The following is a 20,614-nucleotide window of genomic DNA, read 5'->3' on the forward strand; positions in this document are numbered from 1 at the left end:
GATGCCGCACAATAGCTCCCGGCTACCTGCGCTGGTGATCCAGTTTGCGCCAGATGACCAACCGGCGTACCTCGGTACATGGCTTGATCGAGTGGGTCAGCCATGGCAACTGGCCAAAACAGATGAAGGTGTGGATTTGCCCACCAGCATTGCCGGTTTTGGCGGTTTGGCATTGTTGGGTGGTGTGATGGGCGCCAATGATGATTTACCCGCATTGCGTCAGGCGGAGGCCTTGATCCGTGACGCGTTTACCCGGGGTATTCCGGTTATTGGGCATTGCCTGGGTGGGCAGTTGATGGCGCGGGCGCTGGGCTCGCCCGTTACCCGGGGTGCGCAACCGGAAATCGGCTGGACGCAGATCACCATCAATGATCACCCGCTGGCGCGCTACTGGTTTGGTGAGCACACCGGGCCGTGTGTCATGCAATGGCATTACGATACCTTCGCCACGCCAGAAGCCGCCACGCGGCTGGCGGTCAGCCCCGGTTGCGCCAATCAGGCCTTTGCGCTGGGTGAACTTCACCTGGGCATGCAGTTTCATATTGAGGTGGATACCCCCAAGATCGGCGGCTGGCTGCACACCAGCGCGCACGAGGTGGAGGAGGCCGCTGGTGAGCCCTGGGTGCAGTCCCCAGGGTTGATTGAAATTTCAACGCGACAGCAAATAGCGGCCAGTCAGCGACTGGCCGATCATATTTATCACCGCTGGTTGAGCCGCTTCGCTAAACCAGGGGCATAACTCTACTGCGAAGCTGTGATCGGGCGCTGCTCAAAATCCTCATGTACTTGAGTACATTGCGCGCTGCTCTTCACTCCGCTGACAGCTTCTCGCTACGAGTTATGCCCCTGGTTCCAGGGCTTGAATGCGCTTGTCCCGCTTTTTAGAGGACGACACAAAATGTCTGATTATGGTTTTGCCTATTTATCGTCAACCACCTTCATGGGCGTGCCGCGCCTGGCGGACGCCCCGGAGCGCCCGCTCGGTATTGCCGGCGTGGCTTACGACGGCGCAGTCACCAACCGTCCGGGGGCCCGTTTTGGCCCGGAAGCCATCCGCCGCGCCAGCCTCATGCTGTGTGATGGTATCCACCCGCATTTCGACGTCAGCCCGCTGGATCTGCTGGCCGATGCCGGAGATTTGCGCACGCCCAATACCAGCATCGATACCATGCGCGCCGCGCTGCAACCGCAGGTAGAGAACCTGATTGCCCAGCGCCGCATGTGCTGGCTGGGCGGTGATCACTCCATCACGCTGCCGCTGTTGCGCGCCTACCGCAAACACTATGGCCGCCCGCTGGCGCTGCTGCATTTCGATGCGCATTGCGACACCTGGGTGGATCACTTTGGCGAACCCTCTGGTCACGGCACCTGGGTTTACGAAGCCATTACGGAAGGGCTGGTTGACCCCAAGGCCACGGTGCAGGTGGGCATCCGCTCGGCCGGCGTGCGCGAAGCGCGTGAATACGTGAACGACATGGGTGGCAAGGTATGGACCTCGCGCATGTTGCGCGGCCTGGAAAAACCGGCCGAGCTGCAACCGGTGATTGATGACATTCGCCGCCGTGTCGCCGCACAGGGCAATCTGCCGCTCTATCTCTCCTGTGATATCGACTGCCTGGACCCGTCTTTTGCGCCCGGCACCGGCACGCCGGAACCGGGTGGCCTGACCTCTAACCAGGTGCTCACCTTGATCGAAGAGCTGGCCGATCTGGATTGGGCCGGCATGGATTGCGTGGAAGTCGCCCCGGCGTATGACCACGCTGAACTGACCGTGAACATGGCCGCCAATATCACCTGGGCATGGCTGTCCGGCCAGAGCGCCCGGTTGCTGCGCGGATAAGCGCCAGCAACACTGACCAGGGAAACCACAGATGAACTTGCGTGAAACCGCCATGGTGCAGCACTCCTGGTACGAAGCCAGTGTCCAGCGCGAACCGGATGATCCGCCCATGCAAGGCAGCATCGAAGCCGATGTCTGTGTCATTGGCGCGGGTTATTCTGGCCTCTCTGCCGCGCTGGAACTGCGCCAGCGCGGGTTCTCTGTGGTGGTGCTGGAAGCCGAGCGCGTGGGGTGGGGCGCATCTGGCCGAAATGGGGGTCAGGTGCTGGTCGGCTTTGCCAAAGACGAGCCAGTCGTGCGGCAATTGGGTGCCGCTGACGCACGCCGCGCGTGGGATATCTCGGTTGATGGCGTTCACCTCTTGCACCAGCGCGTGGCGCAATACGATATCCCTTGTGATCTGGTCAAAGGCTACCTGCACGTGGCCACCAGCACCCGCAAGGCTGATGATCTGGATGACTGGGCGGCGTCTTTGCAAAAGGATTTTGGCTATCACGCCATCCGCGCCATCCCGCGGGCCGAGGTGCCGGGCTGGATTAGCAGCCCGCGCTATGTCGGGGCCGCACACGATGCGTTATCCGGTCACGTTCATCCGCTGAAATATTGCCTTGGCCTGGCCCGCGCGGCGCGGGCCGCAGGCGTGCAGATTCACGCGCACAGCCGGGTCAAGCGGATTGAGCGGGGCGCAAATCCGGTGGTCCACACCGATCAGGGCCAGGTGCGCTGCCGCTTTGTGGTGGCGGCGGGGAATGCCTGGCTGGGTGATTTGCTGCCCAAAGTGACGGCCCGGATCATGCCGGTACGTTCGTTCATTGTGGCGACCGAGCCTTTGCCGGAGTCCCTGGTCGCGCACCTGATCCGTCATCGCTGTGCGGTGTGTGATACCAATTTCATGATTGATTATTTCCGTTTCTCGGCCGACAACCGCATGTTGTTTGGCGGTCGTATCAGCAACGGCAAGGCCGACCCGCAGGCGTTGATACCGCAAATGCAGCACCGGCTGGGTGAGGTGTTTGAACCGCTGGCGCGGGCCAGAATTGAATATGCCTGGGGCGGGTTTGTGGATGTCAGCATGAACCGCGCGCCCGATTTTGGCCGGGTGGACGAAAACTTCTATTACCTGCAGGGCTTTTCCGGGCACGGCGTGGCGTTGACGGGGATTGCCGGGCAGATGGTGGCGGACGCCATTGCCGGCCAGGCATCCCGGTTTGATTTGTTTTCGCGGCTTAAACATTTTCCGTATCCCGGCGGGGCGGCGATGCATGGGACGTGGTTACGGTTGGGGGTGTGGTATCACCAATTGAGGGAGATGGTTTAGCTTGGCTCAGGAGCCGTTCTCTGGCGAGGGCATGGTTCTGGAGGTGTAGGGTGGATTTGGAGCGGGAGCGACAATCCACCGTGGCGGTCGTAAAAGCTTGAACTGCTGTTAGCGCCTGACGGCGCGGTGGTTTTGATACCGGCGGTGGCCGGAGCACGTTACTTTCTTTGTTTCGCCAAAGAAAGTAACCAAAGAAAGGCGACCCCTGCGACAGCGCCCTTCGGGTTCCCTGCGCTTCTCGCAAAGTCCGGCTGGCTCCAGCCCCGCTGCCACTGTCATCCGATGGGATGATCGACTTTGTGGGGGTACCCCCAAGGGGCAGGAACTCGCCCTTTGGGCTCAAACACCCTTACGCCGAAACGCCTCGGCGGCCCCCCGTACTTCGCTGCGATGCTCGGCGCTGCCGGAGGGGAGGTACGTCAAAAGCAACTTCAACATCAAAAGCACCGGCAACATCAAGAGCCAAAGCCAAAGCCAAAGCCAAAGCCAAAGCCAAAGCCAAAGCCAAAGCCAAAGCCAAAGCCACTCAACCCAGGCAAACCATCTGCTTGCAAGAATGGTTCACCGTGCCCACCACTGCGTCATTCCCGCGAAGGCGGGAATCCAGCGGCAATATTGGCAAGTATGAAGGCGTTATCCCCAGCCCACTGGCTCGTCATTCCTGCGGAAGCAGGAATCCAGTCCGCAGCCCAACGGGCTGCTTGCGGTGGAGGACCACCACCACTCCGAACCCACCCTGCAGGCATGCATACATCGCAGCTGGATTCCGGCTCAAGGCCGGAATGACGAGGTATTGGAATGCGTGTTGAATTGGCCGTTGCTGTTGCTGTTGCTGTTGCTGTTGCCGTTGCTGTTGCCGTTGCTGTTGCCGTTGAAGTTGGGATTGTTTTTGACTTTTCCTCCCCGTTAAAGCCAAGCGCCGAAGGAGTGGAGGAGACCCAAGGCTCCCGACCGACGGAGGGGGCCGCCGAGGTGGCGAAGCAAGTTGCACGATAAATGTGTACTGCAAATTAGGGTGCTCCCGCCACCGCGGGTATCAAACGCCTTTCAAACCCGCGCCGCAAGGCGCTAACACTATGTTCAAGGGTTCAAGGGTTCAGCCAAACCGGCAAACCACTCACGCCTCCCTCAGCCCCAACCCACCCGCCGTCTCTCCCCCATAAACCGCCACCCCACTCTTGCCATTGCGCTTGATGTGATACATCGCCTTGTCCGCGCACTGCACCAGCTCCGTCAGACTATTGCCATGCTCCGGGTAAAGGCTGACACCAATACTCGCCCCCAACTGAAACGTGTATCCACCCACTTCAATTGGCAATAACACATGCTCCAGCAGTTTCCGCGCCATTTCTTCCACCTGGAATTCCCGGGTGAACTGCGTGCCAATCACCACAAATTCATCGCCACCCACCCGCGCGCAGATGTCCGTGCTGCGGGTGCAGTCTTTCAGGCGCTGCGCCATGGCTTTGAGCACCTCGTCCCCGACCGCGTGACCGGCCTTGTCGTTCACCGGTTTGAAGTTGTCCAGATCAATATAAAAAATGGCGACGATGTGGTGTGGCCGGGTTGCCAGTAACAAGGCCTGATCAAACAGGGTGGTCATGTAACGCTGATTGTTCAGGCCGGTCAGCGGGTCCAGAAAGGCCATATCCAGCGCACGGGCTTCAGATTCCAGCAAACGCTTCTGGAACAGCGAGAGTACGGCCGTCAGCAGCGACAGATACTGCACCAGCGTCAGCATGGTGCCCACGGCAAAGCCGGTCGTTGCCCACGCCGGGTAAAGCTGGATGAACACCGGGGCCGTTAACCAATGGGCAGCGAGGGCCAGACAGGCGAGCGCGGCAATCCGCAGCGACAGGCCCGGCACGACCTTGTGATGCCGGAAAATCAGCCAGGCGGCGCAAGCCAGCAGGCTGGTATTGATGAGCGAGTAACCGGCAATACGCGTGAAACCATCAAACTCACCCACCCAGGCGATGGCGAGCCAAAGGTCTGCCAGAGCGGCAATGAACCAGAACCAGCGGGTGGTGATGGGCAGGTTCAGAAACCGTACGATGCCGGTCAGCATCAAGGGCTTTTCCAGCACGATGAAGAAGGCGTAAGCCGTGATGATCAGCCGCGTGTCACCCGTATAGAGCAGCGCAAAATACAGTAGCCGCGCAAAGAAGGCGCTGGAGATCGACAAGGCCCACCAGCCAGCACCCGGGTTGGTGCGCTGGATGTGGCTGGCCCAGGTAAACATCAGGGCGAATACAAAATAAACCGTAAAGCCGAAGGTATGCACGACTTCGCCAGACATCATCGCCCCCCAACTGCATCAGCCGGGCTTTTTGTCCCGCGATCCGGGCCAGCCCTGACTGCCAGTATAGTGAAGCGTGGCTAAGACGTTGAACCCAGAGTGATTTTTTGTAAAAACCGGTACAACTCCGCTGACTGGGCATGCGCTACGTTGAAGCGCATCCACGGTGTGGCAGACTGGTCCGGCTTGAACAGATAGCCCGGCGCCAGCAGCATGCCCTGACGGGCGGCATCGGCCACCAGCGCGTGCATGTCGGTAGCAGCCGGCAGGCCGGCCCAGACAAACATGCCGCCGGCAGGACGGTGGAACAGTTGCATGCCGCACGCGGTGAGTGCATCGCCCACTTGCTGTTGCGCCTCTGCCAGCCGGGCCCGCAGGCGGGTGAGGTGGGAGCGATGGTTGCCTTCCACCAGAATGGCATGCACCAGTTGTTCGTTGATCTCGGATGTCGTCAGACCCTGCGCCATTTTGGCGAACACCAGTTTTTCTGCCAGTGCGTGATCGCACGCAATAAACCCTACGCGCAAGCTGGGGGAGATCGTCTTGGAAAAACTGCTGATATGAACCACCCGCTGTAATTGGTCCAGCGCCGCCAGACTGTGCGCGGTGGCCGGGTGCAAGTCGGCAAAGATATCGTCTTCCACCACATAAAAATCGTGCTGGCCCGCCAGTTGCAGAATGCGGAAAGCGGTCGCCGGGGAGCAACTGGCCCCGGTGGGGTTTTGCAAATTGGTGTTGGTGAAGAACGCCTTGGGTTTGTGCTGTTCCGCCGCGCGTTGCAACGCCTGGGTATTGGGCCCTTGCGGGGTGAACTCAATCCCGACGATGTTCACACCCATATGGCGCAAGGTGGGCAACAGGTTGCAATAACCGGGGTCATCCACCAGCACGGTATCGCCAGGTTGCAAGAGTGTGCGGGCGATCAGGTCCAGCGCGTGGCTGGCACCGTGGGTGAGGATGATCTGCTCAGGTGCGGCGTCGATATTGCGCGCGGCCAGTTGGGTCTGGATTTGCTGGCGCAGCGGCACATAACCATAAGCATGGCCGTAACGCGCAAAGGCATTGGGCTGACGGCGGGAGAGCGTCGCCAGGCCATGCTTGATGCCATCGGTAAACAGCAATTGATCTGGCAACCAGCCGCTACCGGGTTTGATGCTGAGCGAGTCATCGCCATACACACGCTGCAACAACAGTAACGAGTCGATAGAGAGCGGTGGCTCGCTGATGCGGGCACGTGGTGTTTCTGGCAAGCGCGCCTGGACAAAATAGCCACTGGCGCGCCGCGCCTCGACATAGCCCTCGGCCACCAGGCGGTTGTAGGCATTGGTCACCGTGAGCGTACTGACGGCGCAGGCTTGGGCCAGTGCCCGCACCGAGGGCAAACGCATGCCAGGCTGCCACAGACCACGGCTGATCTGCGCAGCAATGGCGTCATGCAGCTGCGTGACCAGCGGCGTTGCGCTGGCGGGGTCCAGAGTAAATACGGGCAGGGCGGGGCGCTGATTCATGGTGGCGATGAAGTCCGGATAACCCACCCATCATACACACTGTATATGTACAGAGCGCAAGGCCCGACATCTTGCACCATTGCGGCGCTGCAACGCAGAAAAGCGGCCATTTCCGGGCATGCCGGCCAACTGTATTGGCAGCGCGATATAGACAGTTCTGCCGCTGACTTGCGCAACTGTATATATGCGTGTCTGGCCCGGCTGCGTACATTGCAAGCATCCCATCCCCGTCGTGGAGCTTGCCCATGAATGCCAAACACCCAACCGCGCTGGATAGCACCCAGCTCAATGCAGAACCCTACTGGATGCCGTTTACCGGCAACCGCGCGTTCAAGGCCAACCCGGCCACCCGCACGCTGGTGTCTGCCAAGGGCGCGTATTACCAGACGGCAGAGGGTAAAACGCTGTTTGATTGCCTGTCTGGCCTGTGGTGCAGCGCGCTGGGGCATGGCGATCCGCGTATTGCCCAGACTTTGAAAGAACAGGCCGAAACGCTGGACTACAGCACGGCGTTCCAGCTGGCCAATCCGCAAACGTTGCGCCTGGCCGAGCGCATCGCCCACCTGGCACCGCAAGGTCTGGATCATGTGTTCTTCTGTAATTCCGGCTCAGAGTCGGTCGATACCGCGCTGAAGATGGCCATTGGCTATCACCGTCTGCGGGGCGAGGCCACCCGTACGCGCTTGATCGGCCGGGAACGGGGTTATCACGGCGTGGGTATGGGCGGGATTTCAGTCGGCGGTATGGTCGCCAACCGCAAAATGTTTGCCCCGCTGATGCTGAACGGCGTGGACCATTTGCCGCATACCTGGAACCTCTCGCAAATGGCCTTCAGCCGTGGTCAGCCCAAATGGGGCGCGCACCTGGCCGACGAACTGGAACGCCTGGTGGCGCTGCATGATGCCTCCACCATTGCCGCCGTGATCGTCGAGCCCATGGCTGGCTCGACCGGTGTGCTGGTGCCCCCGGAAGGCTATCTGCAACGCCTGCGTGAGTTGTGCACCAAACACGGCATCTTGCTGATTTTTGATGAGGTGATCTGCGGGTTTGGTCGCGTGGGCGAGTGGTTTGGCGCACAACGTTTTGGCGTAACGCCGGACATGATCACCTTCGCCAAGTGCATTACCAACGGCGTGGTGCCCATGGGCGGGGTCATCGTGCGGGACGACATCTACAACACCTTCATGGCTGGCCCGGCGCATGCCGTGGAGTTCATGCACGGCTATACGTACTCTGGCCACCCGCTGGCCGCGGCCGTGGGCAATGTGGTGCTCGATATCATTGAGCAAGACGGTCTGCTGGATCGGGCCCGCACGCTGGAACCGGTGCTGGAAGACGCTATCCACAGCCTGAAGGGTGACGCCGGGATTCTGGATATCCGCAATATTGGTCTGGCTGCCGCCATTGATCTGGCCCCGATTGAGGGCTCGCCCGGTTTGCGTGCCTACAAGCTGTTTGAGGCGGGCATTGAGGAAGGCTTTTTGTTCCGGGTGACGGGGGACACTGTGGCGATGGGGCCGCCGTTTATTGCGACTGAAGGTGAGATTGGGGCGATGGTGGATGGGTTGCGGCGGTGTGTGAAGAGGGTGATGGGATAAGGTGCGCTGCTTCGTAGCCCGGATGGAGCGAAGCGGGAATCCGGGGTGGCTAGCCTGTTCATATTGCTGTGGTTTTTAGCGCCTGACGGCGCGGGTTTTAAAAGCATTTGATACCGGCGGTGGCCGGGGCACGTCACTTTCTTTGCTTCGCCAAAGAAAGTAACCAAAGAAAGGCGCCCCCTGCGACAGCGCCCTTCGGGTTCCCTGTGCTTCTCGTGAGGGCCGGCTGGCTCCAGGGAACTCGGGCTTTGCCCTCAAACACCCTTACGCCGAAACCCCGGCCCTCCCTGCGATGCTTGGCGCTGCCGGAGGGGAAGAAAGGTCAAAAGCAACTGCAACGTCAAAGGCGACAGCAATGCCAGAGGCAAAGACAACAGCAACACGCACCCCACTGACTCGTCATTCCGGTCCGGCCCCCTTGAGCCGGAATCCAGCAGGCCGCCGCAGGTGGCCTTGCCTTGGCAAACGTGACGACGCAAACAAACAACCGGCAGGCCGGAGTGAACCCACCATCCGGCCAGCCCAGCATTAACCTGAACCAGGAATACAAAACATGACTTCCAATCAAGACATCAAACAACTTGCCGCCGCGCTGCACTGGATCGGCGGCCAGCAGGTTCCAGGCGCTTCCAGCCGGTTTGGCGAGGTGTTCAATCCCAGCAAGGGCGAGGTGAGCGGGCGGGTGGTGCTGGCGACCACTGAAGACGTCGCCACGGCGGTCGCTAGTGCGAAGAAGGCGTTTCCGGCGTGGGCTGCCACCCCGCCGCTGCGCCGGGCGCGCGTGTTGTTCAAGTTCTTGCGGTTAATGGAAGAAAACCTGGAAGCGCTGGCTACCTTGATCAGCCAGGAGCACGGCAAGGTCGATGCTGATGCGCTGGGCGAGTTGCAGCGCGGCCTGGAGGTGGTGGAGTTTGCCACCGGGATTCCGCAATTACTCAAGACAGAGATGACCGAGAATGTCGGCACCGAGGTCGACAGTTTTTCTTTGCGCCAGCCACTAGGCGTGGTCGCCGGTATCACGCCGTTCAATTTCCCGGCCATGGTGCCGATGTGGATGTTCCCGGTGGCGCTCGCCTGCGGTAACTGTTTTGTGCTCAAACCGTCCGAGCGCGTGCCTGGCGCGTCGCTGGAAATTGCCCGCTTACTGAAAGAAGCCGGTTTGCCCGATGGGGTATTCAACGTGGTGCAGGGTGACAAGATGGCGGTGGATGCGCTGCTGGATCACCCGGACGTGCAAGCCGTCAGCTTTGTCGGTTCCACGCCGATCGCGCGTTATATCTATGAACGCGGTACTGCCAACGGTAAGCGGGTGCAGGCGCTGGGCGGGGCCAAGAATCATATGGTGGTGATGCCCGATGCCGATATGGACCAAGCCGCCGATGCCTTGATGGGCGCCGCCTACGGTGCCGCTGGTGAGCGTTGCATGGCGATCTCGGTGGTGGTGCCGGTGGGCGAGGCAACGGCCAACACCTTGCGGTCCAAGCTGGTGGAACGTCTTGCCAAACTCAAGGTGTCCCACTCTCTGGATCAAACCGCAGAAATGGGCCCGCTGGTCACTGGTGCGCATCGGGACAAGGTGAAAGGGTACATTGATGCCGGCGTGGCGGAAGGGGCAGAGCTGGTGGTCGATGGCCGGGGCTTTGCACTGGCCGGGTTCGAAAACGGTTTCTTCCTGGGCGGCTCCCTGTTTGACCATGTGACGCCATCCATGAAAATTTACCGGGAAGAAATCTTTGGCCCGGTGCTGGCCATGAGCCGGGTGGCGGATTACGCCGCCGCCGTCAAACTGGTCAATGAGCACGAATTTGGCAACGGGGCGGCCATTTTCACGCGGGATGGGGGCACGGCGCGGCACTTCACGGCGTCGGTCCAGATTGGCATGGTGGGTGTGAATGTGCCGATTCCGGTGCCGATGGCGTTCCACAGCTTTGGTGGCTGGAAAGCCTCCTTGTTTGGCGACCACCACATGCATGGACCAGAAGGCGTGCGTTTTTATACCCGTCTGAAAACCGTCACCCAACGCTGGCCGGGCAACCGCCAGGCCGGCCCGGAATTTGTCATGCCCAATATGAAGTGACCGCCTTACGCGTGGTGACCCAGCACCATGGGTGTGCTACAGGCCCAAAACAAAACCCCGGCTCTGGCCGGGGTTTTGTTTTATCGGTGATCCAGATCACACCCATTTTTGTAAGGAAAAATGCTGGAAATGACCCGACCCCTAAATGTAGTTGTTTTTATGAAACTACAAGGTGTTGTTTGCTGCCGTTTATCCGAAACACTTTATCGAGCCAGCTTGCTGAAAGGCTGCAAATTACTGCAAAATCACCAATGCTTTCTGTGTGAGAAAACTTTTAGTTGTTGAAACTGAAACAATGGAAAGTTATTGTAATTGTGCAATGCAACGAATCGTAAGCCCTGGAGGGAACGCATGTCCCGGCTCATTTTCACGCTGATCCTGATTAGTGTCAGTTGTTCGGCCTGTGCGCAAATGCTGCTCAAACGCGGCATGGTGGATGAAGGTATCCAGCGCGCACTGCATTCCATGAACTTGCCTGCGCTGGCCACTGGCGTGGCGCTTAATCCGTGGGTGCTAGGTGGCCTGATGCTTTATTTTGGCGGCGCGGTGGTGTGGCTTGGCGTGCTGGCGCGGGTGGATGTCAGCACCGCGTATCCGTTTGTGGCACTGGGTCTGATCGTGACCGTGGTGCTGGGCGGACTGGTTTTCAATGAACAAATCTCGGCCTGGAAGATTGTGGGCAGCTGCATCGTGGCGCTGGGTGTTTACATTGTGGGGACCAAATGAGCACAACCGATTTTGCAGCGCAGGCGGCACAGCCAGCGCAACCTGGACCCGCACAGCGTCCGCGCTATCTGTTTGTGGATCTGGATGGCACGCTGGTGGCCACGGATATGCTGGTTGAATCCCTGCTGTTTCAGGTCAAGCGCTCGATCTGGACTTTTTTCCGCGTCATTTTCTGGTTGTTTGGCGGCAAGGCTGACCTGAAAAAGAAACTGGCCACCGATTTTGAATTCGACCCTTCGCTGCTGCCGTATAACCCGGCGGTGCTCAAGTATATGGATGAGTCGCGCAAGGCCGGCGTAGAGGTCTGGCTGGCGACGGCTTCTGACGAGCGAATAGCCGCGGCGGTAGCCAGGCATCTCAACGTGTTCGATGGGGTGCTGGCCTCGGGTAATGGGGTCAATGTCTCCAGCTCGCGCAAGCTTGATGCCATCAAGCAGGTGGTGGGGCAGCGCAGTTTTGAATACATCGGCAACAGTGCGGATGATGTGGCGATCTGGCAGGAGGCGGGCGTGGCCCGTTGCGTGCGGCCAGATAGCACGGCGCGGGCGTGGTTCATGCGCACACAAGGCCAGGTGGCCGAATTGACCAATGATGTGCCCGTGCGTGGTATGTGGAAATCCTTTGTGCGGGCAGCCCGGGTGCATCAGTGGCTGAAAAACATCCTGGTGTTCATTCCGCTGCTGGTTTCGCACAAGCTGGGCGACTTTGCGTCTGCCGGTGCGGGCGTGGCGACCTTCATCGCTTTTGGCCTGTGCGCGTCGTCGATCTATCTGGTCAATGATTTGCTGGATCTGGAATCTGACCGGCTGCATCCGCGCAAGCGCAAGCGTCCGTTTGCTTCGGGCGAATTGCCACTCGGCGTGGGCTTTGTCGCGGTGCCAGTGCTGCTGCTGGCCGGCCTCTTGCTGGCTGCGGTGATCTCGCCGCAATTGCTGGCCGTGTTGTTGGTGTACCTGGTGCTGACCAGCGCGTATTCGTTCAGCTTCAAACGCAAGATGGCGGTCGATGTGGTGCTGCTGGCGGCGCTTTATACCATCCGTATCATTGCGGGCGCTGCGGCCATTGCAGTGGTGCCGTCGTTCTGGCTGCTGTCGTTCTCCATGTTCATCTTCCTGGGGCTGGCGCTGGTCAAACGGTACACGGAATTGCTGGCACTGGAAGAAGCCGGGCGGGACAAAGTGTCTGGCCGCAATTACCTGGTGGCCGACCAGTTTGTGGTGATGGCCATGGGCGTCTCCAGTTGCCTGTTGAGCGTGCTGGTGCTGGCGCTGTATATCAACAGCCCGGATGTTGGCCCCCTGTACAAAACGCCGCGCGTGTTGTGGGCGCTGTGCCCGCTGCTGATGTTCTGGGTTTGCCGCCTGTGGCTGATGGCCAATCGCGGCCTGGTGCAGGATGACCCGGTGGTCTTTGCCGTGCGTGACCGGGTGAGCCAGCAAACGGCCGTGGTGGCGGCCATCATCGTGGCGCTGGGGGCGTTCCTGTGAGCCTGTCGTTGACGTGCTGGACCAGGAGTGCCCCATGATTGAAGATGTGGCTGTGCTGACGCCACAAGCCCCGGCGCGCTCGGGCCGGTCTTTGCTGGACCGCGTGACCACGCTGGTACGGGTGATCCCGTTTCTGGCGGTGTTCTTTGTCAGTTGTGCGGCGGCTTATGGTGCGTTCTTTGCCAAATGGGGCTTTTGTAGCGTTGGCCCGGATGCCAGCGCGCCCTGTTTGCTGCAAGAGATGCTGGATGGCACGGCCAAACGGCCGTGGATTTACCGCCGGCTGTTACCAGAACTGGCGCAATGGCTACAGGCGCACACCCCGGCCGGCTTGCAGGCCCGACTGCAAGAGATCCTCCAGTTTGACAACATGGCCCAGCATTACTCGAGCGTGATCGCGGCGGTGAATCAGCCCGCCGGCATGCAGATGACGTTCTACTACGTGTACCTGCTGGGGTTTCTGGCCTTTGCCGGCGCGGCGCTGATCTTGTGGCGCGTTGGTGTGGCACTGACGGCAGACCGTTTTGCCTCTGCCATTGCGGCCACCGTCTTTGTGCTGGTTTTTCCCATGTTTCTCACTGTCGGTGGCAACTTCTACGATTTCACCGAACTCTTTTTCTATGCGCTGGCATTCTGGCTGGCGCTGCGCTTTGCGCCGGTCTGGCTGGTGTTGCTGGCCCCCCTGGCCACGTATAACAAAGAAGCTTTTTTCTTTTTCTCTATCACCCTGTACCCCTTGCTGGCCCACCGTTTTGGCTGGCGCAAAGGGGCGCTTTGGGCGGGGTTGACTGTGCTGCTCAGCGGGATGACCTATTCGCTGGTCAAAGCCCACTACGCGGGCAATCCGGGCGATATGGTGCAGTTTCACCTGTGGCAGCAACTGCAGTACTTTCGCTACCTGGGGCATTTGAAGGGGTTTGAATTCCAGTACGGCTTCATCACCCCCAAGAGTTTTAACCTGATCAACCTCTTGCTGGTGGCGCTGGTGGTGCGTGCTGGCTGGCCGCAATTACCGCGCTATGTGCGGCAGTATCTGTGGCTGGCGCTGTTGATCAACGTACCGCTGTTTTTGCTGTTCTGCTATCCGGGTGAAATGCGCAATCTGAGCATGTTGTACATGGGTCTGGTGACCATGCTGGCCTGCGGGCTCTCTCATGCCTTGCGGCGTTTCTATCAGAATCAGGCCCAGACCACGCCTTGAGGCTCTGGTAGACTGGCAAGCCCGAATCCGGACAGGCCCGTGTTTTCATGAAAGCTGCTTCCAGGCGCAATCCTCCTGTTTCTAGCCGTACCAGCCGGCCGCTTCCCGTCCTGGTGGCCATGCTGGCCGCGCTGGTGTTCTCGCTGGCCGCCATCATTCTGGCTTCCCGTGCTTATGATCGGCGCGATGGCACCGTGGCGGCGCAGGGCAAAGTGGTCAACATGATTGGCTCGGACGCCAACAGCAAGCCACTGGTGCGCTTTAGCACCGCAGATGGCCAGATCATTGATTTTGTCCCGTTGCAAACCGGCAAGTGGCCCGCGCTGCATCACGGCGACACCGTTGCCGTCATGTACCCGCCCGATCGCCCTGGCGCCGCCCAGGTCAACCAGTTCACCGAGCAATGGCTGCCTGCCATTGTCTGTGGCGCGGCCGGTCTGCTGGCCTGGCTGGTGGCCCTGGTGTTGCGCCGCAAAGCCCGCTGAACCCGCCATATCGCCGCTTTGCATTGCGTAGGCCCACACCCGGTTTAGCATGAACAGGGTGAGCCGTTGATTCATTCCTCTGGAACCCGCCATGTTTGATACCTTGCGCAGCTTCGAACCGGAGCTCACTGAAATCCGCCGCAGTATTCATCGCCATCCGGAGCTGGGCTTTGAAGAAAGCCGCACCAGCGACCTGGTGGCAGAAAAACTGGCAAGCTGGGGCTATGAAGTTCACCGTGGCATCGCCAGAACCGGTGTCGTCGGCGTGCTCAAGGCGGGTACCGGTCACAAAACCCTGGGCTTGCGGGCCGATATGGACGCCTTGCCAATTCACGAGGCAACCGCCAAACCGTGGGCCAGCCAGATCCCCAATCGCATGCATGCCTGCGGACATGATGGTCACACCACCATGCTGCTGGGGGCCGCGCGTTATCTGGCGCAAACCCGCAATTTTAATGGCACGCTCAATCTGATCTTTCAGCCCGCTGAAGAAGCCCTGGGTGGTGCGCAGGCCATGGTCGAGGCGGGCGTGTTCCGGCGTTTTCCGTGTGATGCCATTTTCGGCATGCACAATATGCCGGGGTTACCGGTGGGCCAGTTCTATTTTCGCAGCGGCGCGTTCATGGCCTCGGCCGATAGTCTGGATGTCACCATCCACGGCAAGGGTGGGCATGGCGCCTTGCCGCACACCACGGTCGACCCGATTGTGGTTGCGGCCAGTATCACCCTGGCACTGCAGACCATTGTGTCGCGCAATATCGATACCCAGCATGCGGCTGTGATCACCGTCGGTTCGATCCAGGCTGGCGATGTGGCTAACGTGGTGCCGGCCAGCGCGCTGATGAAACTGAGCGTAAGGGCGCTTGACCGGCAGGTACGCAAACTCTTGTTAAGCCGCATTGAAGATGTGGTACGTCTGCAGGCGCAAAGCTTTGGTGCCACCGCCACCATTGAAACCCGCCACGGCACGCCCGTGCTGGTCAACGACGAAACCCAGACGCGCTTTGCCCACGGCGTGGCGGCGCAATTGTTTGGTGAAGCCAGCGCCCATTACGGCGCCCGGCCGTTGATGGGCAGTGAAGACTTTGCCTATATGCTCGATGCCAATCCCAACGGTTGTTATTTCTTTATCGGGAATGGCGATGGGGAAGGGTCTTGCATGATCCACAACCCTGGATATGACTTTAATGATGGCTGCCTGACGCCGGGGGCAGGGATGTGGGTGGGGCTGGCGGAAGGGTATTTGAAGGCTTGATGGCCTTTGCCGCTCGGTAGCTTTTCGCGGTCCGGGTGCAGAGGGAAGTTTTCGGAATGGCGATGATGGCAGGCAAGCGGTGCTTGCCGGCTCTGTTATATCGTCATTCCTGCGGAAGCAGGAATCCAGTGTGGGCACCGCAGGTGGCCAGGCGGGTAGGGTGGATTTGGAGCGTTAGCGACAATCCACCGATTGCGATGGCTGCGTGTTAGCGCCTGGCGGCGCGGGTGTTTTTAGATACCCGGAGTGCCGGGCCCACGTCCCTTTCTTTGGGGCCGCCGAGGTGCTTCGCCACCTCGGCGGCCCCAAAGAAAGGAACCAAGGCGCCCCCTGCGACAGCGCCCCTTCGGGGTTCCCTGTGCTTCTCGCAAGGCGCGGCTGGCTGCGGGAACTCGGCCTTCGGCCTCAAACACCCCTTCGCCGAAACCCCCCGCCTTGCTGCGATGCTCGGCACTGCCGAAGGGGAGACAAGTCAAAAACAACGGCAACATCAAAAGCAACCCCAACCCCAACCCCAACCCCAACCTCGCAAACCGTCTGCCAGCAAGCTTGGTCTGTGCATCTCCGCACTTCGTCATTCCCGACCTCGGGGGCCCCCTTGGCGGGAATCCAGGGGACCGCCGGGGACGGCAACCACAGATGGCCTGTACCATCAGCCCATCACCACGACCACACTAGCAAACGCCTCACCACGTGACCCCAGTCACACCAGTTTGTACCTCCCCGTATCAATTACCCGCCGCGACACCCACCCATACACGGCACGCCCGTCCAGCCACTTGGCGCTTACATCTGTATGCAATTGGCGGCCATTGCCCGTGTTAACCTGGTATCCGTGTTCAGTCATGCAGGGATGCGCATGAAAGTAGTGAGTTTGCTGGTCACCGGCCTGGTGCTGGTTGGCGCGAGTTATGTGGCCGGGGCGGTCGATGGCGTGCCGCCGCCGTCAATGAATGACAGCGACTGGAGTGCGTCTGCGCCGCAAGGCCGGTGCGGGCCGCCGCCGGCTCTGAAAGACGATGGTGATAGCACGGTTGAGTCTGGCCAGCACGGTCATCGTGGCCCGCCGCCAGATGGCCCGGGTGGTCCAAATGATTCTGGTCGCAGCGGCAAGCACCGGCCGCCGCCGAAAGAGGCGTCTGGTCCACCGCCAGCGCCGCAAGGATGCGGTATGCAGTGAGAGTTGCATACCTCATGTCAGGAGTAGTCTTTCCTGGGGATTGGTGTCATAGCCCGACACCTTTGGGCCGTCAGCTGCAAAGCTGACGGCCTTTTTTGCTGGGGCTCAACGCAGCATGGCGTCGCGGATTTCGCGCATGCCAATCAGCTTGAAACCGCGTTCCTCAACCGCCCGGCCAAACTCGTCACTGCCCAGCAGCAGCCGGTCTGCTACCCGGGTTGCCACGTCGGGAGCCAGGGTACGCAGTTCTGGCGTGTCATCGGCGGGGTGACCGACCAGCACATGCACGCCAGCCTCACGGCTATCGAGCCATTCACAGGCAAAAGCCAGCCGCTCTTTTTGTGCCAGTTGCTTGTTGAATGGCAGGCCGGCAAAGCTGTCTACCAATACGGTTTTACCCGTTGCGGCGGCTTGCTGGAACTGCTGGGCGACGGCTTCGCCTTCTGCCAGCGGGATCACGCACATGTCTGCCACGGTCTGGCCATCGACATCCGGGATCAGGGTAGGCACGCCGTTTTGCGCTGCCAGATCAAGGTAAATGGGCATCAACGCCGGGTGATACAGCGTGAGCATATGGCTGTCCACGTGGGTGATATCCACCCCGAACTGGCGGGCACGGGCAATCTGCGCGGCCAGTTCCCTGTGTGCGGCGGCAGGGTCGCCCTTCAGGTGTGTGGGGCGGGCCAGGTTGTGAAAATACCCTTGTTCATCCACCAGCCCGCTGGCCGGGTCATGTGTGGTCAGCGGGGCCCAGCGATAGCGCTGGCGTTCTGAGTTGAGCGTCAAATGCACACCCAGATCGGCCTTGCTGCCCAGTTTGCTGGCCATTTCTGCGGCATACGGAAACCAGCTGCACGGCACCATGGTAGAGGCCGAACTCAACAGACCCGTGTTCACCAGCGCCTCCCAGGCGCTGACGGTGGCCTCGCACATGCCCACGTCGTCGGCATGGGTGATCAGAAGGCGATCATTGGCGCTGAACCCCAGTTTTTCCTGCAAGGTGCTCATGGTGACTCCGGTGTAAAGGACAGACGCGGCCAGTATAGGGCGCGGTTCTGGCCGCCGGATCAAAGGGCGCAATATCGGCAAACCGGGTCTGATAGCGTGAATGGTTACGTGTCGCGGTGTTGCCATCGGCATATGATCAAGTGCTTGATTAGCAACAATAGTTTTATGGTTAACGTCATGAAAATCTTGCGCAATCTCATTGCTATTGCCCTTATTGCATCTACCCTGGCCGGTTGTGTCACCACCGCCGTGCTGACCGAAGGCGGCAACAATCGTCGTCAGGAAATTGGTCGCCAGATTGGCATCTGACCGACCGCCCACTGCGCGCAAACCCCGCATTGACATGGCATAAGCTGCTGTCTACATTGCCCATCAGCCAATCAATGCCGGGCAGGAGAGACCACTGTGGAGCTTGTTCACAAGCTGCCGGACGTGGCGCCGAAGGGGTATCGCCCTGAAAACTCTCAGGCAAAAGAACTGCACGGCAATCTGGCACTCTGGAGAGTGAGTCTGCCGACTCCGCCGAAGAAGCAAGGCCGCACGCGGCCGTAATCTCTCAGGCACCAAGGACAGAGGGGGCAACACACGGCTGGCGCCGGGTGGTCCCTTTGTCGCGCCAGCCCCTCTACACCAGACCGATGCCAGCCGTCGGTCATGCAGGGCAGGGCCTATGGCAATCAGCGTTTTCGACCTCTTCAAAGTGGGCATCGGCCCATCCAGTTCTCACACGGTGGGCCCCATGCGCGCCGCGCGGCAGTTTGTGCAAAGGCTGGCGAAGGACGGCACGCTGGCGCAAGTGAACAGCATCAGGGCCGAACTGTATGGTTCATTGGGTGCCACCGGGAAAGGCCACGGCTCTGATGTGGCCGTGATGCTGGGTTTTTGTGGCGAAGAACCCGACACGGTGGATGTCGATAGCGTACCCGCGCGCATCGCCACCATTCGCGCCGCGCAACAGATTGATCTGTTGGGCGAGCACCGCGTCACGTTTCGCGAGCCGGAACACCTGATGCTGCACAAGCGCAAAGCCCTGCCGTATCACCCCAATGGCATGATTTTTGAGGCATTCGACGCTGCCGGCAACAGCCTGTCGCGGCGCGCGTATTTCTCTGTTGGCGGTGGTTTTATTGTGGATGAAGCCGCCATTGAGGCTGGCTTTACCCCGCCCGATGTCACCCGGTTACGTCACCCGTTTGCCACCGCAGCCCAACTGTTGGCGCTGTGTGCGCAAGAAGGCAAACCTGTCAGCCAGATCATGCTGGAAAACGAGTTGGCCTGGCGCGATGAAGCCACTATCCGCAAGGGTTTGCTGGCGATCTGGCAGGTGATGCAGGACTGCGTAAAACGCGGTTGCGAACGTGAAGGCGTGCTGCCCGGCGGCATGAAAGTCAAACGCCGGGCTGCGCAGTTATACCGCAAGCTCACCAGCACGCCCGAAGCAGGGCTTTCTGACCCATTGACCGTGATGGATTGGGTCAACCTGTACGCGCTGGCCGTCAACGAAGAAAACGCTGCGGGCGGCCGCGTGGTGACCGCTCCCACCAACGGTGCTGCCGGCATCATCCCGGCGGTGCTGCATTACTACGCGCGCTTTGTGCCCGCCGCGACGGAAGAAGGCATCGTCCGCTTCATGCTCACGGCCGGCGCAATTGGCATTCTGTTCAAGCTCAACGCCTCGATCTCTGGCGCAGAAGTGGGTTGCCAGGGCGAAGTGGGCTCGGCTTGTTCCATGGCGGCAGGCGCACTGGCAGAGGTGCTGGGCGGTACGCCACAACAAGTAGAAAACGCGGCGGAAATTGGCATGGAACACAACCTGGGGCTGACTTGTGATCCGGTGGGCGGATTAGTCCAGGTGCCGTGTATCGAGCGCAATGCCATGGCGGCGGTGAAAGCCATCAACGCCGCACGGATGGCGTTACGGGGCGACGGTAGTCATTTTATTTCGCTGGACCGGGTGATCCGCACCATGCGGGAGACGGGGCGGGATATGCACACCAAATACAAGGAAACGGCCCGTGGCGGGTTGGCGATTGAGATTGTTGAAGTGCCGGTGAATATTGTGGAGTGTTAGGTTGGTGAGTTGCTGCTTGCCTGACCTTTTGCTGGTGCGTGCCAGTTCGTAGCCCGGATGGAGGCCATCGGGCCGGGAATCCGGGGGCTGGTTTAAATTGTGGGGGGTAGTTAGTGCGTAGGGTGGATTCGGAGCGGTAGCGGCAATCCACCATGGTTGGCTTGCTACATGAACCGCTGTTAGCGCCTGCGGCGCGGTTGTTTTGGATACCGGCGGTGGCCGGAGCACGTTACTTTCTTTTGCTTCGCCAAAAGAAAGTAACCAAAGAAAAGGCGACCCCTGCGACAGCGTTCGCTGCGCGAATTCCCTGCGCTTCTCACAAGACGCGGCTGGCTACGGGAACTCGGCCTGCGGCCTCAAACACCCCTCCGCCGAAACCCCGCGCCTTGCTGCGATGCTCGGCACTGCCGGAGGGGAGGCACGTCAAAAGCAACGGCAACATCAAAAGCCAAAGCCAAAGCCAAAGCCAAAGCCAAAGCCAACCCCAACCCCAACCCCAACCCAACCCCGCAAACCATCTGCCCGCAAGAATGGTTTACTTGGCCCACCACCTCGTCATTC

Annotated in this window: 17 protein-coding genes and 1 riboswitch; of the genes, 14 read left to right on the plus strand and 3 right to left on the minus strand. The window is 60.2% G+C overall.

The annotated features are described in order from the left end of the window. Nucleotide 1: 1 nt before the first annotated feature. The 4 genes from HNQ50_RS02055 (at nt 2) to HNQ50_RS02070 (ending at nt 4,154) form a co-directional block, all read left to right on the plus strand. Nucleotides 2-739: a type 1 glutamine amidotransferase gene (locus HNQ50_RS02055; protein ID WP_184097036.1), complete on the plus strand. Its 738-nt coding sequence runs from the start codon at nt 2-4 to the stop codon at nt 737-739. A 159-nt stretch (nt 740-898) separates the two neighbouring features. Next, complete coding sequence (gene speB, locus HNQ50_RS02060; RefSeq protein WP_184097038.1) at nt 899-1,840, plus strand: agmatinase; 942 nt, start codon at nt 899-901, stop codon at nt 1,838-1,840. Between the two features lie 31 nt (nt 1,841-1,871). Next, the gene (locus tag HNQ50_RS02065) at nt 1,872-3,158 is read left to right on the plus strand and encodes an NAD(P)/FAD-dependent oxidoreductase (protein WP_184097040.1); all 1,287 of its coding nucleotides are present in this window, start codon (nt 1,872-1,874) and stop codon (nt 3,156-3,158) included. 798 nt (nt 3,159-3,956) lie between these two features. Continuing rightward, entirely contained in the window at nt 3,957-4,154 is a 198-nt protein-coding gene (locus HNQ50_RS02070) for a hypothetical protein (protein WP_184097042.1), read from the plus strand. A 121-nt stretch (nt 4,155-4,275) separates the two neighbouring features. Here the strand turns inward: HNQ50_RS02070 and HNQ50_RS02075 are convergent, their stop codons facing one another. After that, on the minus strand, nt 4,276-5,460 hold the full coding sequence (locus HNQ50_RS02075; protein WP_184097044.1) for a GGDEF domain-containing protein: 1,185 nt from the start codon (nt 5,458-5,460) through the stop codon (nt 4,276-4,278). Between the two features lie 77 nt (nt 5,461-5,537). Further along, nucleotides 5,538-6,965: an aminotransferase-like domain-containing protein gene (locus tag HNQ50_RS02080; RefSeq protein WP_184097046.1), complete on the minus strand. Its 1,428-nt coding sequence runs from the start codon at nt 6,963-6,965 to the stop codon at nt 5,538-5,540. Between the two features lie 245 nt (nt 6,966-7,210). On the opposite strand from HNQ50_RS02080, the gene aptA reads away from it, so the two are divergent. The 8 genes from aptA to HNQ50_RS02120 all read left to right on the plus strand — a co-directional run bounded on the left by aptA (nt 7,211) and on the right by HNQ50_RS02120 (nt 16,974). After that, nucleotides 7,211-8,563: an omega-aminotransferase AptA gene (gene aptA / locus HNQ50_RS02085; protein ID WP_184097048.1), complete on the plus strand. Its 1,353-nt coding sequence runs from the start codon at nt 7,211-7,213 to the stop codon at nt 8,561-8,563. Nucleotides 8,564-9,116: 553 nt separating this feature from the next. Then, nucleotides 9,117-10,640: a CoA-acylating methylmalonate-semialdehyde dehydrogenase gene (locus HNQ50_RS02090; RefSeq protein ID WP_184097050.1), complete on the plus strand. Its 1,524-nt coding sequence runs from the start codon at nt 9,117-9,119 to the stop codon at nt 10,638-10,640. A gap of 351 nt (nt 10,641-10,991) precedes the next feature. Next, nucleotides 10,992-11,366, plus strand: a complete 375-nt coding sequence (locus HNQ50_RS02095) for an EamA family transporter (RefSeq protein WP_184097052.1) — start codon at nt 10,992-10,994, stop codon at nt 11,364-11,366. Beyond that, on the plus strand, nt 11,363-12,853 hold the full coding sequence (locus HNQ50_RS02100; RefSeq protein ID WP_184097054.1) for a UbiA family prenyltransferase: 1,491 nt from the start codon (nt 11,363-11,365) through the stop codon (nt 12,851-12,853). The genes HNQ50_RS02095 and HNQ50_RS02100 overlap by 4 nt, the downstream gene beginning before the upstream one ends. 34 nt (nt 12,854-12,887) lie before the next feature. Continuing rightward, on the plus strand, nt 12,888-14,054 hold the full coding sequence (locus tag HNQ50_RS02105) for a hypothetical protein (protein WP_184097056.1): 1,167 nt from the start codon (nt 12,888-12,890) through the stop codon (nt 14,052-14,054). A gap of 47 nt (nt 14,055-14,101) precedes the next feature. Further along, nucleotides 14,102-14,539 carry a DUF3592 domain-containing protein gene (locus tag HNQ50_RS02110; RefSeq protein ID WP_184097058.1) on the plus strand — a complete coding sequence of 146 codons (438 nt, stop codon included), beginning with the start codon at nt 14,102-14,104 and terminating at the stop codon, nt 14,537-14,539. 91 nt (nt 14,540-14,630) lie between these two features. Beyond that, nucleotides 14,631-15,794 carry a M20 aminoacylase family protein gene (locus HNQ50_RS02115; RefSeq protein WP_184097060.1) on the plus strand — a complete coding sequence of 388 codons (1,164 nt, stop codon included), beginning with the start codon at nt 14,631-14,633 and terminating at the stop codon, nt 15,792-15,794. Between the two features lie 859 nt (nt 15,795-16,653). Further along, a complete protein-coding gene (locus HNQ50_RS02120) occupies nt 16,654-16,974 on the plus strand; it encodes a hypothetical protein (RefSeq protein WP_184097062.1) in 321 nt (106 codons plus the stop codon). A 105-nt stretch (nt 16,975-17,079) separates the two neighbouring features. Here the strand turns inward: HNQ50_RS02120 and HNQ50_RS02125 are convergent, their stop codons facing one another. Continuing rightward, nucleotides 17,080-17,982 carry a ChbG/HpnK family deacetylase gene (locus HNQ50_RS02125; protein ID WP_184097064.1) on the minus strand — a complete coding sequence of 301 codons (903 nt, stop codon included), beginning with the start codon at nt 17,980-17,982 and terminating at the stop codon, nt 17,080-17,082. 177 nt (nt 17,983-18,159) lie between these two features. Here HNQ50_RS02125 and HNQ50_RS22285 point away from each other — a divergent pair, with 177 nt between their 5' ends. Both HNQ50_RS22285 and HNQ50_RS02130 read left to right on the plus strand, forming a co-directional pair. Further along, nucleotides 18,160-18,291 (plus strand): hypothetical protein, encoded by a 132-nt coding sequence (locus HNQ50_RS22285; protein WP_281386111.1) that lies wholly within the window; start codon nt 18,160-18,162, stop codon nt 18,289-18,291. Nucleotides 18,292-18,363: 72 nt separating this feature from the next. Beyond that, a riboswitch (glycine riboswitch) is annotated at nt 18,364-18,472 on the plus strand. A gap of 180 nt (nt 18,473-18,652) precedes the next feature. Continuing rightward, on the plus strand, nt 18,653-20,053 hold the full coding sequence (locus tag HNQ50_RS02130) for an L-serine ammonia-lyase (RefSeq protein WP_184097066.1): 1,401 nt from the start codon (nt 18,653-18,655) through the stop codon (nt 20,051-20,053). The last annotated feature ends 561 nt before the right edge of the window (nt 20,054-20,614 follow it).

Origin of the sequence: Silvimonas terrae, assembly GCF_014202765.1 — a bacterium.
Taxonomy (GTDB): Bacteria; Pseudomonadota; Gammaproteobacteria; order Burkholderiales; family Chitinibacteraceae; genus Silvimonas; species Silvimonas terrae.

Excerpts from the sequence above, each read along its gene's own strand:
- aptA (WP_184097048.1), top strand. The coding sequence starts at position 7,211 with ATGAATGCCAAACACCCAACCGCGCTGGATAGCACCCAGCTCAATGCA.
- HNQ50_RS02125 (WP_184097064.1), bottom strand. The coding sequence starts at position 17,982 with ATGAGCACCTTGCAGGAAAAACTGGGGTTCAGCGCCAATGATCGCCTT.
- HNQ50_RS02120 (WP_184097062.1), top strand. The coding sequence starts at position 16,654 with ATGAAAGTAGTGAGTTTGCTGGTCACCGGCCTGGTGCTGGTTGGCGCG.
- HNQ50_RS02075 (WP_184097044.1), bottom strand. The coding sequence starts at position 5,460 with ATGATGTCTGGCGAAGTCGTGCATACCTTCGGCTTTACGGTTTATTTT.
- HNQ50_RS02095 (WP_184097052.1), top strand. The coding sequence starts at position 10,992 with ATGTCCCGGCTCATTTTCACGCTGATCCTGATTAGTGTCAGTTGTTCG.
- HNQ50_RS02070 (WP_184097042.1), top strand. The coding sequence starts at position 3,957 with ATGCGTGTTGAATTGGCCGTTGCTGTTGCTGTTGCTGTTGCTGTTGCC.
- HNQ50_RS02110 (WP_184097058.1), top strand. The coding sequence starts at position 14,102 with ATGAAAGCTGCTTCCAGGCGCAATCCTCCTGTTTCTAGCCGTACCAGC.
- HNQ50_RS02065 (WP_184097040.1), top strand. The coding sequence starts at position 1,872 with ATGAACTTGCGTGAAACCGCCATGGTGCAGCACTCCTGGTACGAAGCC.
- HNQ50_RS02105 (WP_184097056.1), top strand. The coding sequence starts at position 12,888 with ATGATTGAAGATGTGGCTGTGCTGACGCCACAAGCCCCGGCGCGCTCG.
- HNQ50_RS02130 (WP_184097066.1), top strand. The coding sequence starts at position 18,653 with ATGGCAATCAGCGTTTTCGACCTCTTCAAAGTGGGCATCGGCCCATCC.
- HNQ50_RS02080 (WP_184097046.1), bottom strand. The coding sequence starts at position 6,965 with ATGAATCAGCGCCCCGCCCTGCCCGTATTTACTCTGGACCCCGCCAGC.
- HNQ50_RS22285 (WP_281386111.1), top strand. The coding sequence starts at position 18,160 with ATGAAAATCTTGCGCAATCTCATTGCTATTGCCCTTATTGCATCTACC.
- speB (WP_184097038.1), top strand. The coding sequence starts at position 899 with ATGTCTGATTATGGTTTTGCCTATTTATCGTCAACCACCTTCATGGGC.
- HNQ50_RS02055 (WP_184097036.1), top strand. The coding sequence starts at position 2 with ATGCCGCACAATAGCTCCCGGCTACCTGCGCTGGTGATCCAGTTTGCG.
- HNQ50_RS02100 (WP_184097054.1), top strand. The coding sequence starts at position 11,363 with ATGAGCACAACCGATTTTGCAGCGCAGGCGGCACAGCCAGCGCAACCT.
- HNQ50_RS02090 (WP_184097050.1), top strand. The coding sequence starts at position 9,117 with ATGACTTCCAATCAAGACATCAAACAACTTGCCGCCGCGCTGCACTGG.
- HNQ50_RS02115 (WP_184097060.1), top strand. The coding sequence starts at position 14,631 with ATGTTTGATACCTTGCGCAGCTTCGAACCGGAGCTCACTGAAATCCGC.